This window comes from Acidimicrobiia bacterium, from assembly GCA_016650365.1.
Lineage (GTDB): Bacteria > Actinomycetota > Acidimicrobiia > Spongiisociales > JAENVV01 > JAENVV01.
In genome coordinates, this window is record JAENVV010000219.1 from 1 (window position 1) to 12454 (window position 12454).

At 61.5% G+C, this 12454-nt stretch carries 12 protein-coding genes; 3 read left to right on the forward strand and 9 right to left on the reverse strand.

Annotation, left to right across the window (positions count from 1 at the left end):
* Nucleotides 1–75: 75 nt before the first annotated feature.
* Complete coding sequence (locus JJE47_13080) at nt 76–516, reverse strand: PKD domain-containing protein (protein ID MBK5268359.1); 441 nt, start codon at nt 514–516, stop codon at nt 76–78.
* A 27-nt stretch (nt 517–543) separates the two neighbouring features.
* A complete protein-coding gene (locus tag JJE47_13085) occupies nt 544–1287 on the reverse strand; it encodes a protein phosphatase 2C domain-containing protein (protein MBK5268360.1) in 744 nt (247 codons plus the stop codon).
* A 434-nt stretch (nt 1288–1721) separates the two neighbouring features.
* Between JJE47_13085 and JJE47_13090 the strand changes: the two genes are divergently transcribed.
* Nucleotides 1722–2696 (forward strand): hypothetical protein, encoded by a 975-nt coding sequence (locus JJE47_13090; protein MBK5268361.1) that lies wholly within the window; start codon nt 1722–1724, stop codon nt 2694–2696.
* A 125-nt stretch (nt 2697–2821) separates the two neighbouring features.
* Here the strand turns inward: JJE47_13090 and JJE47_13095 are convergent, their stop codons facing one another.
* The gene (locus JJE47_13095; GenBank protein ID MBK5268362.1) at nt 2822–3982 is read right to left on the reverse strand and encodes an LCP family protein; all 1161 of its coding nucleotides are present in this window, start codon (nt 3980–3982) and stop codon (nt 2822–2824) included.
* Between the two features lie 209 nt (nt 3983–4191).
* Nucleotides 4192–4980 (reverse strand): putative protein N(5)-glutamine methyltransferase, encoded by a 789-nt coding sequence (locus JJE47_13100; GenBank protein MBK5268363.1) that lies wholly within the window; start codon nt 4978–4980, stop codon nt 4192–4194.
* Between the two features lie 291 nt (nt 4981–5271).
* On the opposite strand from JJE47_13100, the gene JJE47_13105 reads away from it, so the two are divergent.
* Nucleotides 5272–6309, forward strand: coding sequence for a hypothetical protein (locus JJE47_13105; GenBank protein ID MBK5268364.1), 1038 nt, complete (start codon nt 5272–5274; stop codon nt 6307–6309).
* Nucleotides 6310–6328: 19 nt separating this feature from the next.
* Here the strand turns inward: JJE47_13105 and JJE47_13110 are convergent, their stop codons facing one another.
* The 5 genes from JJE47_13110 to JJE47_13130 form a co-directional block, all read right to left on the reverse strand.
* Nucleotides 6329–8125: a GAF domain-containing sensor histidine kinase gene (locus JJE47_13110; protein MBK5268365.1), complete on the reverse strand. Its 1797-nt coding sequence runs from the start codon at nt 8123–8125 to the stop codon at nt 6329–6331.
* 135 nt (nt 8126–8260) lie between these two features.
* Nucleotides 8261–9127 carry a 3-hydroxybutyryl-CoA dehydrogenase gene (locus JJE47_13115; GenBank protein ID MBK5268366.1) on the reverse strand — a complete coding sequence of 289 codons (867 nt, stop codon included), beginning with the start codon at nt 9125–9127 and terminating at the stop codon, nt 8261–8263.
* Between the two features lie 133 nt (nt 9128–9260).
* Nucleotides 9261–9992: a WxcM-like domain-containing protein gene (locus JJE47_13120; protein MBK5268367.1), complete on the reverse strand. Its 732-nt coding sequence runs from the start codon at nt 9990–9992 to the stop codon at nt 9261–9263.
* Entirely contained in the window at nt 9985–10944 is a 960-nt protein-coding gene (locus JJE47_13125; protein MBK5268368.1) for a glycosyltransferase, read from the reverse strand. The genes JJE47_13120 and JJE47_13125 overlap by 8 nt, the downstream gene beginning before the upstream one ends.
* Entirely contained in the window at nt 10941–12005 is a 1065-nt protein-coding gene (locus JJE47_13130; protein ID MBK5268369.1) for a DegT/DnrJ/EryC1/StrS family aminotransferase, read from the reverse strand. The genes JJE47_13125 and JJE47_13130 overlap by 4 nt, the downstream gene beginning before the upstream one ends.
* Before the next feature lie 219 nt (nt 12006–12224).
* On the opposite strand from JJE47_13130, the gene JJE47_13135 reads away from it, so the two are divergent.
* Nucleotides 12225–12454 (forward strand): SAM-dependent methyltransferase (locus JJE47_13135; protein ID MBK5268370.1); only part of this gene is annotated, 230 nt, incomplete at its 3' end.

Below are 12454 nucleotides of genomic sequence, written 5' to 3' on the forward strand. Positions count from 1 at the left end.
AAGAGAACGAGCAGACCTGCGCCGACTCTGAACAGACGGAGACCACGGCCGATAGGACGGGCATGGCGCTTGATGCTAATTGGCCTTTTTGCTCCTGCGGTTGGAGCGCAAGACGACCCCGCCGATGAGGATCAGGCCAAGGGCGGCCAGTGCGGCGGGGAGTACATCGAAGCCGGTGTTGACCAGTTCTGGTGCAAGCTGCACGGTGAGGGCCAGCACCAGGGCACCGCAGGTGGCAGTGACGCGGTAGTCGCCCTCTGCCGCATAGGTGTGGGTGACCGGGTTACCGGTGCCGGTTGAATTGTCACCAAATACCCAGGCGCAAGCGCTTCCGGCCCCCGCGGCTGTGAAAGTGACGGTCAAACCGGCGACGGCGACCTCGATCTGTGGACTTATGGTCGTCTCGGTGACGGTGCCACCTGAATAGGGCTCGGTGGTCGTGGATTGGGCCGAGGCTGTCAATGGGATGACAACCAGAGCGAGCACCAGGACGGCGGACGGTACTGCTTTTCTCAATACCCCTCCTCGTAACTGGTATGCAGCCTACGCATTGGGTCCGTCCGATGCAACAAAGACCGCCACGGCTACGTTGTCACCGGCGCCACCGGCGAACGCCAGTTCCACCGCTTGTCGGGCCACCACGCCGGGTGGGTCGGATTTCGAAAGGGCACGGGCGAGAACCTGCGGCGAAACGAGAAAGTCGGTGAGCCCGTCCGTGGTCGCAAGAAGCATGTCACCCGGCCGAAGCATGAACTGAGTGATCTGGACGTCGGTCGGGTCGGTGGAGGCGTCGAGAAACGGTGAACGACGGTTGACAGCTCGCAGCTTCCGATCTCGAATGACCATGACCATACTGTCGCCGAAACTGGCGACGGTCACCCGGTCAGCGGTGACCATCGCCACCACCAGGGTGGTTGCGCTGGAGGCTCGCTCAGCGTCTACGTTCACAGCCGCCTCGACGATGGCCGCGTGGGCGGCGGTGATGGCGAGGGCGATCGCCGCCTCAGGCTCGGTCCCGGCAAGGGTTGCGGTGGCAGAGGTTTGAACAGCAGTCATGGCGGCGCGGGCAGCGTCGAACCCGTTGTGTCCGTCGGCAACGGCGAGCAACCAGGACGTTCCGTCGGTCGCGACGAGCACGGCGTCCTCGTTGGGGTCGAGGTAGGGGTATCCCTTGCGGAATTTGCCACGAGAAATGGCGATCGCACCAGAGGGACGCATATCGGTAACCGTGATCTCACCGAGTTCGGTGTGATCGCTTCCCCACAGAGCGGCTATCCGCGTACTCATCAGCGGGATCCTAGCCGGGAGGCCCCCTCGTCCCCGTCGGACCTGAACCGGCACACTTCGCCGCCAGGCTCAGAACTGACAGGCTCCCCTTCCGATGGCTCTTGGCATGGGTAGAGGCTCCGGCGAGGGTCTCGACGGTCCTGGCTCGGTGCTCGCGACGCCGCTCCAGGTGGTGCGGCCAATCGACGCTGGCAGGGCACTCGTCCGGCCCGCCGCGGGTCAACAGGGCAATGGTTTGGGCTCGATCAGCCCGACCGACTACGACGGGCCGTACACAGGCGGGTGCTCGCCGCCCAGATCGGTGTAGGCAACTCGTCGGATGGTTGAGACATCACCAACCCTCGGCAACTTGTCCCGCAGGGGAGTATGGTGGGCAGCAAGCCCATCGCGGGTTTTGGTTTCCTGGGCATTCACAGCCAAGAGAGGAGTGGACCATGCCACATAAGAGGACCCCCCGATATCGACTAGCCGCGGTTCTGATACTGACGCTCGTCATGTCGACGTTTGCGGGAGCGGCTGGCGCAGCAACCGACCAGTTCACCGACGACAACGGCAACGTCCACGAGAACAACATCAACTACATTGCCAGTATTGGTGTGACCCTTGGATGCAACGCCGCTCACACGCTCTACTGTCCAGCCAGCGATGTGACCCGGGCCCAGATGGCTTCGTTCCTGGTAAGAGCTTTTAACTTGCCGGCGACCACCACCGATTACTTCTCCGATGACAACGGCAACATCCATGAGGCCAACATCAACCGACTGAGGGCCTCAGGCATCACGGTTGGATGTGGGGTGGGTGGGACTGCCTACTGCCCAGATAGGAAAGTGACTCGCGCAGAAATGGCGACCTTCCTGGTGCGGGCACTCGACCTGAAGCCGTGGTCGGCCGACTATTTCGTCGACGTGCCCACCACCTATCTCAACCACGCAGCGAACATCAACGCTTTGGCCGGTCACGGTATCACTGTCGGTTGTAACGCCGATGGTACGAACTTTTGTCCTAACGCCTTCGTGAGACGCGATCAGATGGCGTCGTTCTTGGCCCGGGCACTGCAACTGGGGACCAAACGGGCACCGGTCGTAACCATCACCAGCCCAGCCCAGCTGGCAACGATCTATACCTCGTTCAGCGGGGGCGCTTATAAGGCAACGATCGCCTTCGCCTCGACGGTCACGGACGTCAACGGAGGGGTCCTCAGTGCGGCATGGAAGTCCAGTGAACCGGTAGCGGCCTGGACCACTGGCTTGGCCACGACGCTGGGATCCGGGTTCGGCCCGACGGCCACGCTCAGCATTCCGACCGGCCAGCAGTCAAGCCAGCCGACGATTCAGGAGAAGGCCACCGATTCCGACGGCCTGTTCGCGATGGACCAGATCCAGATCAAGTTGGTCATCCCGAGTCCGTAAGACCGCTCTGTGTTGCAGACAGCCCCCGACCGTCCGGCCGGGGGCTGTCTGGTTTTTGCCGTCCAATCAAGAGGAAAGGACGACTGGAGCTTGGCGGCTCTGCTCGGACGAGGTGGGAGCCCCGGTTACCCGCCGAAAGTCACGGAGAACGGCTGGGTTGGATACAAAACGCTTCGGCCGTCGGGCGTTAGTTCGGACCGGACCGGGATGGAAAGTTGGCGCATACCGCCCCGCGCCGACCACGCCAGTTTTGCCGCTCCCGATAGCGACAAGCCGCTGTCGAGCGCAAACGTGCCCGACACACTCTGAGCGAGAGAGGCGACCGAACCGGCCGAGCCGAGCGAACCGATCCGGGCATATACCGCGAACATCGCCACTCGCTCACGCTGCAGGCGGCTTAGCTCGTCGTCTCCGGCCACGGCGCGCCACTGCCCGTTGACGAATTCGTCCTGGGCCCGGTTTGTCACCCAGAAACTGGCCGCCGCACCAGCCAGCAGGTTGCATCCGGCCGGGACAATGATCTGTCCGTTGAGGCCTCTGGCGGTGTCCGAACAGATCTCGATACCTCCGAGACTGTCGACGATCCGGGGAAATCCGCTGTATCCGATAATGACGAAGTGAGCGATCTGCACCCCCGTGAAATCTTCCAGGGCGAGCGCAACGAGATCGGGTCCCCCCGCCACTCCCGGGCACCCGCGCAGGAGAAGGGAAAGCCGCATGGGCGTATCTGTGCACGGATTGTTGATGTACAGACTTCGGGGCACCGACACCAAGGTTTTCGAGCCTCCCGAATCGACGAGGAGAAAGATGGCGTCGGCGTTTCCGGCCGACGGGGTGCCATCAGAACCGATAAGTAGATAGCCAGTGAGCCCGATGGGCGGCGACGTTGGCGGGGCAGGAAGCCCCGGCGCAACAGTGGTAGGAGTGACAGCGGACCGAGCAGCGTCGATGAGCTCGGTTTCCAAGAGGTCGGTGCGGGGTATGGCCGGAGGGATCTCATTCGTGAAGTCGGTTGGTCCCTCGTCGAGGAACTGATCCGGTGAGGCAGGCAGCGCCGACAACGCATCGAGACGCTCCCGGGCCTCTCCTGGGTCAAAGGCGACCCGTTCGACATCGCGCCAGTCCGCCCAGAGTTGGTAGCCGAACCATCCCCCATAGGCGAGACCCGCTACGACCGTGATGATCCCGGCCACCGCCAGGACACGACGCACAGACCACGGGTGGCGAGCCGTACTGCGAAGCTGTGAGAGCGACTCGAGGTCGCGGTTTTCCGGTTCGCCGCTCATAGGGCCAGAGTACCGGTCAAACCGCGCAAATGTCGATTGCGGCGTTCAGGTCGAGCGTCGGTGTGGGGCAACCTGGCGGTCTCGCCAGCCGCCCGCCGGAGCCCGCGGAAGGGTTCGGCTGTCTGGAAAGCGGTCCGAGGGTGAGAGCATGGGAATGACATGGCCATGCGGGACGGAAGTGGCGGAAGGATCGCCGGGAGCCGCTTCTCTTAAACAAGGGTGCCGATGACCACCGTGGCTTCGAATTCGTGGGATATGGCGACGATGGGGTCGAGGCCGTTGCCGGCGAAGATGTCGGCGCTGTGCGACGCCTGCTCTCTGCTTGTCTCTACGAGCAGACATCCTCCCGGGGCGAGCCAGTCCGGCGCGGTGGCCGCTACGCGTCGTTGAACGTCGAGGCCGTCCATTCCGCCGTCAAGGGCCAGCCGGGCTTCATGGGTGCGCGCCTCATGGGGCATTCGCTCGATTTCTCCGGTGGGGACGTACGGGGTGTTTGCGACGAGAACATCGACGCGGCCCCGCAGGCCGGAGGGAAGGGGTACTGTCAGGTCGCCTTCGAATACTTGCCCTATCCCGCCGGCGAGATTGCGGCGAGCACATCGAACCGCCGCCGGATCGAGGTCGGTGGCGTACAACTCGATCGACTCCACCCTTACGGCCAGGGCGACCCCGACCGCGCCGGAACCGCAGCAGAGGTCGACGACGACGGCTCCCGGTCGGCAACGGGCCGCGGCCTCAGCCACCAGAAACTCCGTGCGATGGCGAGGAACGAACACGCCAGGATCGACGGCTATGCGCAGGCCGCAGAACTCCGCCCAGCCGAGGATGTGTTCCAGAGGAAGGCCACCGATTCGTTTGGTGACGTTGGCGTGGAGTTCGGCACGTGTTCGGGCGGCAGAGATGAGGAGATCCGCTTCTTCCTCTGCGAAGACGCATCCGGCCGTGCTGAGCATGGTGACGACGACAGAGCGGGGGAGGGCGGATCCGGAACCTGACATGTGAGCGCCTTTTGTGTGCATGGTAGGCGAGCGCCACGCCCGGGTGAAGCAACGATCAGGCGCCGATTTCTGGGGGTGGCACTTGGTCCTCGGGTCAGTTCTGCGCCTGAAGCTTGATCGATCCGGGCGGAGAAGTTCACGCTAGGCGCGAATTAGGTAGCTAATCGAGGGCTCTTCAACGTCTGTAGGGGACTAATGTCGCGGCAAGGTACTCAATGCGCTGGGAGGCGTCATGCCTTGGTTATTCACTGTCGTGCTCACCTCCGGCCCTGATAGGGACGGGTGTCAATTATGACGTGGCTTCGCAAGTTCGGATCTCTGCTCGTCGTGGCCGGTGTTGTTCTGATGGCCGTCGCTCCAGCAGTTTCGAGGGGAGACAGCAGCCCTCAGTCGGCCGACTCGGGTCAGGCCATCGGCGGTGCCAACACTGAGCCCAATCGGGAGGTTGCCGACGCTCAGGGTGACTTGAGGCAAGAAGCTGCGCCAGGCGTCTCTCGGGCTGTCCTACCGGATGAGAGGCCGACCTGTCCTGACGGCCAGATCCGGGTCGAAGACGGCAAACACAAGGGACAATGTGTGGCCGCACCAGGTACGTCCTCGCCGGTTGCTGAAAGCGCAGGGGAATCCCCGGTCGGGATTGCCGGGCAAACCGAGACCCCCGCCGGAGCCGAGCTTGCCATCGCGAGTCAGACGGCTCCCAAACTGGTCGTCGTCAGGATCGTGCTGAGATCCTGCGAGGTTCGCAACGGGATCTCCGAAACGAACGTGACGTTCTCTTTCCGCCATGACGGTGTCAACACGACCGGTAAGGTCGAGATGACGATCAACGGGCCGACTGGCGTGATCATCCTCAGTGAAAAGACCGAGATCGAACTTCCCGAAGGCACCTACACGTGGACGGCTCGCTCCATTGACCCGGGGTACGTATTGGACGGTCCGGCAGCTGGTGAGTTCACGACGCTCTCCTGCCAAACGGCTTCGACGACAACGTCAACCGCCCCACCAACGACCACAACGGTCCCGCCCACCACAACGTCGGTGACCGTCTCCCCGACGAGCATTACCTCCCCCTCGACTACCACGACCATTCCGACGTCCAGCACCAGTTCCTCATCAACCACCCGTCCGACCGGAACCACCACCACGATGCCGGTCGTTACCACCTCTTCGGTACCGTTTGAGCCTCCACCGGAATTGCCCTTCACAGGCCCTGATGACGTCTACTGGCCTTTGGCCCTATTGGGGGCGGCGCTGCTCACCGCCGGCATGGGCGCGCTGGCCGTGAGTCGGGCGCACGAAGAGAGAGTCATCAGCAGCCAGAGGTCTTGATGTTCCGAACCCCGGCCGGTCAGGTGGTCTTCGGAAGGATGAGTTCAAAAATGCTGAGATCGTTCTCGAACCGGTAAACGAGGTCGCCGTTCATCATTCGCGCAAGTTTCCGTGAGATGGAAAGTCCCAGCCCCAATGATCCGACAATGCCGGGTGCGTTGTGGGCTCGTTGGTATGGCTGGAAAATCCGCTCCCGATCTTCTTCGGGAATGGCCGCCCCGTTGTCGCAGACCATGATCCCGGTTTCGTCCCGGTCAAAGAGCTCGATGTGTAAGGTGTCACCGCCATACCGGAGGGCGTTGGTAACGAGATTTCGAACGATCTGACGGATCCGGTCGGGGTCACCGATGGCTCGAACATCGTTGGCTTCGAATTGACCGATGCGAGCCAACTGGTCGCGGTTGAACGCTTCGAGCACCTGGACCGTCTGGGCTCGAAGATTAACTGGAACTCGGGCGACGTTGAGCGTTCCGATATCGGCTTTGGCGGCCACGAGGAGGTCGTTGACGATATTCGTTACGTCAGAACCCTGGGCAACGAGTAGCTCGAGAAACTCCCGGCGGTCGGTCTCGCTGAGTGTGTGGCCGGCATCGCGCAGGATTTCGCCGAATCCCACTACGGCCGTCAACGGTGTCCGCAATTCATGGCTGATACTGGCCAGAAATTCGTCCTTGGCCCGGATGAGCTGCTCGCGACTCTCCCTGGCAGCCTCACGCTCCCAGAAGGCGCCAATCATGGCGGCCGCGGTCGTCAGTAAGGATACGTCCTCATCGGTCCATTCCCTGACGATGGTCGACTCCGAGAATCCAATGAGACCCTCCCACTTTCCATCGACGAAAATCGGAATGTTGAGCTCCGACATGACCGGATTCGGGTCGGCCGCGTAGTGCTCTCTTTCAATGCCAACCAGCTCGTCGGGTACGACTACGAACGGCTGACCCGCTTCGAGTTTGGCCCGCGATATGGGCATTTTCTCCCAAGGGACCAGGTCCCAATAGGCGTTCCGCAGCTGGCTTCTTGGAGCACCGTCCTTTTCGATCTCCGCCACAGTCTTGGAACAGAGGCCGAGCTCGGGATCGATATGGTTTCTCTCGACCAATACGTAGCTCGCCTGGGTGGCGGTCAACAGAGCCTTGACGGCCTCGTCGAGTCGTTGCTCGCCGGTGTTACCAAGAAGGGTTTGAGCGCACTCGGCCAGGGCAGCCTGATAGCGCAGTCTTCGGTCCTGAACGTCTGCCTGTCTTTCTATGCTCGCTCTGGACCGGCGGTTTTGGACCGTCCCGCCGATGACATGGGCGATCGACCGCAGAAAGTCGCCTTCTTCCAGTGTGAATTGTCTCAGCTGGTGTGTGTGCACGCCCATGACTCCATAGGGGCGGTTCAGGTCTGGGATCACCACGCTGATCCCGCTTTTGATCTGGTGGTCGGCGAATCGGGCGGGATGGGTGAACCGCTGATCCGAGGCCAGGTCACCAACGATGACCGGGTTGCCGGCAGCGAGCGTGTACCCGGCCAGCGAGTCCGGCTGACACGACACATCGGTGGCTCCGATTTCGATCGAGTCACCCCACCCGTGCGCGGCTGCTACAACGAGCCGCGCCCCGTGAGCGGGCTGGTGAAGGATCATGGCATATTCCACGTTCAGGGCTTCGCAAGCGAGCATAACGGCCAGGTCGAGGACGTTCTCCATGGCCATGCCACCCAGAGCGGCCTGGCCAAGTTCGGCTACCGCCGCCTGAGGAGACAGCCCGGCGTTTGGGCCGCCTGGCACGTGCGGCCCTTTGGCAGCAGGATTGCGCACGGTTGTCCTGTCCATTGTCTGTCAATCCCCCGGGAGGTTCTTAAGGAATCGACCGATTCGAAGCCCTACTTGAGAGCCTTGGTTGGATGAGACTGTTGCGGTGGCTTGGACAAACTACGACAGATCAGGCCATGTGGGAGGTCAGACCCGCTAGGTCGGGTACTCGTAGAAGCCTCTCCCGGTTTTGCGTCCGAGCATGCCGGCTTCGACCATCCGGACCAACAACGGGGGCGGGGCATAGTGGGGAAGCTTGTACTCCTCGAACAAGACATCGGCGACGAGCTTCATGGTGTCGAGTCCGATGAAGTCGGCAAGTTCCAGTGGTCCCATCGGGTGATTGGCACCCAACTTCATACCGTTGTCGATGTCCTCGGCCGTAGCGTGGCCGGCCTCATACATGCGCATTGCCTCGGTCATGTATGGGACCAGGAGCAGGTTGACCACAAAACCAGCCCGGTCTTTGGCCTTGACCACCGTCTTTGAGAGGGTTTCGGTCGCAAATTCCTCAGCGATCGCGGCCACTTCAGGATCAGTGACGACGGTCGTGATCAACTCCATCAAGGCCATGACGGGAACCGGGTTGAAGAAGTGCATGCCGATCACGTGATCCGGGCGGTTGGTACAGGTGGCCAGCCTGGTGATCGGAAGTGACGACGTGTTCGAAGCAAAGATGGCTTCTCCCGACGTCACGATGTTGTCGAGCGCCTTGAAGATCTCAACCTTCAGAGGTTCGTGCTCCACGACCGCCTCGATGACCAGCTGGCGGTCGGCCATCGCTTCGAGGTCCGTCGTGAACCGAACGCGACCAATGGCGGCGTCCCGGTCCTCCTCGGGCAGCTTCCCTTTGGTCACGGCGCGTTCAAGGCTTCGTCTGAGTCGGGATTCCCCGAGGCTCGCCGCTTCCTTGTTGATCTCCCTGACGATGACGTCTACCCCGGCTGTGGCACACACCTCGGCGATACCGGCGCCCATTTGTCCGCCGCCGACGATTCCAACCCGCTCAATGGTCATCAACACCAATCCCTTCGGTTCGGTTCAGTGTGGCACGTTCAAGCGACGGCAGACCGGTGTAAAAGTACTGGAATGTCGGTTGAGGACTGAGAGGACCGACCACGCCGCAGGTATCTCGAAAGGGTTCGCTGGTGAAGGTCTAGCCTCGGAATGCGAGGAAATCTTCGTATGAGCGGATGTAGTCGTCATTGTCGTAGGGCAATGAGGCATATACGGCCAGGATCCCGTCGGCGGAAAACTTGTATTGAACCCCCCAGATACCGGCGGGTAAGAAGAGTCCGAGGTTGGGATGGTCGAGTCGGATTTCGGTCGAATTGACGCCGTCGTCGATCACAACGGAGAGGGAACCGCGCACGGCGATCAAGAACTGGTCGCATTCGCGGTGGGCGTGCTCGCCGCGCACTTCGGCGTTGGCCACGTCGGACACGAAGAATTGGCGTCGAGGGACGAACGGGAGATCGCCTTCGAATTCGATTGGAGTGAGCGCTCCCCGCAGATCGGTGATCCGGACGAGTGGCCAGAGTGCACACCCATCCACCCCAAGTTCGACCTTGTTCGAAGAGGCAGGCTTGTCGTTGCGGCCACGGGGAAGCGCATCGACGTATCCGATGATGACACCCGGGTTCCCTCGCAGTACCGCCTTGGATGGGACGTCGACGCTCACTACCGAGCCTGCCTCGACCCTTGCACCACGACCAACGGTTACGCCGGCTGTGATGATTACACCCACCCCAATACTGCAGCCATCCATGAGAACTGTCGGGGTTTCAGGCGAGGAGGCGACGATCGCCCCGACACCGATGGACACCTTGTCGCCAATGTGCGTCGACGGGTCGACGTGGGCGGAGGGGGCGATGATAGGCTCAGTCATTAGGAGATTCCTTGGAGGGTTGGGAGTCCCATATCGAAGCGACAATGGATAGAGGACGCTGTCGGGTGTTCTCGAATGTCCGCCAAAGGTACATGCCGAGAATGCCCTGGGAAAAGAGCATCACACTGAAGAGGAACAGAGTGGCGATGATCAGCGTCGTATATCCGGGTACGTCGATCAGCCCGGCGATCTGAGCTCCGAGCGTGACCCCGCTCAGGAGGATCGAGAACACGAGGCCGGCCAGGCCGACCCATGTGAGGGCCACGATCGGTAGATCAGAGAACGAGAAGATACTGTCGGCCATGTAGCGGAGTTTCTTCTTCAGCGTCCATGCCGATGTCCCGATTTCACGTTCGCGGCGTTCGTAGTCGATGAAGGCCCTTCGGAACCCCACCCAGAAGAGCTGCGCAACGAGCGAAGAGGCGTTCTCGTGTAGTCCGAGAATCGCCTGTTTGACGGTGGCGTTGCATGCGAAGATGTCGACGCCGCCGACCGGCATATCGGGAATGACAAAGCGCCTATACATCTTCCAAAAGAGGCCGGCGGAGGCTTTTGAGGCTCCAGGGTCGGTTCGGCCCATGCGGCGGCCAAATGCGATGTCTGCCGTATCGTTCCTGAGTTCGTCGATGAGGCTGACAACCAGTTCGGGCGGCTCCTGAAGGTCGGCTGACATAACCGCCAACAGTGACCCCTCGGCGAGGGCCATCCCGGTTCGTACGGCTGCGAATGACCCGAAATTCCGGGAGTGACTGGCGAGGGTCCAGTGAAACTCTTCAGCCGGGAGGCGGGAACGAAGTTCGTCGAGCGAATTGTCGGGGGATCCGTCGACCACAAAGACCACGTCAAGCCCGGGTATCTCGGAGTTGAGAGCTCGGACCGCCTCGATCAAGGCAGGAATGCCTTCCTCATTCAGGTAGACGGGGATGATCAGGGAAGTGGTGGTCGGGGTCATTGGCCGGTCGCCAGGGCGCTTTCCACTCGGGAGATTTCGTCTTCGGTCATGCCCGGAAAGCAGGGAATAGTCAGGATACGCTCCTGGAGAGAACGGCTCATCGTCAGATCCTCAACCCGCGTTGGCAGTCCCTGTTGGCTGGGCTGATCTGGATCGAGAGTGGGGAAGTGCACGTCGTGGCCTATTCCGGTGGCATCAAGGATCTCAACGAGCGCTGGGCGATCTTCGGTCGCAACTACTGCGAGATGTGCAACACCTTCGTCAGTGTCGGTCACCATCGTCGTTGTTGACGCGTCTATGGACTGTTGAAAACGGCCGACAATCGATCGACGTTCCTGGTTCCATGTATCGAGATGGGGAAGCTTAATCCGCAGGCCAGCCGCTTGAATTTCGTCCATCCGAGAGTTCCGTCCATAGTTCTGAGTCGAGTTGTACCTCGTTTCCCAACCGTATTGGCGGAGCCTGAGCAGTGTTTCCGCCAGGGTCTCGCTGTTGGTGGTCAGGGCTCCGGCGTCACCAAGGGCTCCAAGGTTCTTGGTCGGATAGAAGCTGAATACGCCAATGTGTCCCATCGAACCGACCCGGCGTCCGTTGATGTTTGCCCCGTGCGCCTGGCTGCAGTCCTCGATGACGACTACGTCTTCGCGTCCGGCCGCAGCCAGCCTTTGGAGCAGCTGCGGAATGTCAACGGTGTTCCCGTATAGGTGAGTGGCGACGATGGCGGCAGTCACGGGCCGGAGCGCCTCGATGCAGCGGTCGATATCGATGACGGCTCGTTCGGTGACGTCGACGTACACGGGTATCGCGCCCACGATCCGGCAGGCCGTGGTCGCATATCCGCCGGCGTTTGCCGTGTTGATGACTTCTCGGCTCTCAGTTTCTGCGGACCGGAGGGCAAGTTCCAAAGCGTCGGTGCCATTGGCTACCGCGATGGCCCGCGTTGTGCCGCAGTATGAGGCGAATTCCTCCTGCAGAAGCCGAGTCTCGTTCCCATTCAGCCACCATCCGGAGTCGATCACCGAAAGAACGGCAGAGTGGATTTCGTCTCGGAGGCCGCTCAATGTGCGTAGAGGGTCATTGGTCGGGATCCTCTGGTGTGTACTCACCATCGGGATTATAGGCAGGAGGAAGGTCCACTCACGGCTTCGATGCTCGTCATCTGATCGACATATCGGCCCGGATCGTCTGGGTAGCTGACGGCGACCGGCTTGGCTTGATGTCAGATCCATGGCCCTTCACGGATCCGGTCGGAGCGGAGGCGAGGTATATAAGATGCTTCTGTGTCAGAGCTTGCGTCTTCCTGGTCGATCCAATATGCCATGAGCCAAACGCCGTGGGACCTTGGTCAACCCTATTCCGACCTGACCGCCCGTCTGGAGCGTGATCCCGGACTCGGTGCGGATTCCCCCGGTCGAGCACTGGTTCCCGGTTGCGGATCCGGCCATGATGCCGGGGCTTTGGCCGATCATGGCTGGGTGGTTACCGGCCTTGACTTTGCTCCTTCGGCCGA

Coding starts and splice junctions, on each gene's coding strand:
- JJE47_13085 (MBK5268360.1), bottom strand. CDS start 1,287: ATGAGTACGCGGATAGCCGCTCTGTGGGGAAGCGATCACACCGAACTC.
- JJE47_13090 (MBK5268361.1), top strand. CDS start 1,722: ATGCCACATAAGAGGACCCCCCGATATCGACTAGCCGCGGTTCTGATA.
- JJE47_13095 (MBK5268362.1), bottom strand. CDS start 3,982: ATGAGCGGCGAACCGGAAAACCGCGACCTCGAGTCGCTCTCACAGCTT.
- JJE47_13100 (MBK5268363.1), bottom strand. CDS start 4,980: ATGTCAGGTTCCGGATCCGCCCTCCCCCGCTCTGTCGTCGTCACCATG.
- JJE47_13105 (MBK5268364.1), top strand. CDS start 5,272: ATGACGTGGCTTCGCAAGTTCGGATCTCTGCTCGTCGTGGCCGGTGTT.
- JJE47_13110 (MBK5268365.1), bottom strand. CDS start 8,125: ATGGACAGGACAACCGTGCGCAATCCTGCTGCCAAAGGGCCGCACGTG.
- JJE47_13120 (MBK5268367.1), bottom strand. CDS start 9,992: ATGACTGAGCCTATCATCGCCCCCTCCGCCCACGTCGACCCGTCGACG.
- JJE47_13125 (MBK5268368.1), bottom strand. CDS start 10,944: ATGACCCCGACCACCACTTCCCTGATCATCCCCGTCTACCTGAATGAG.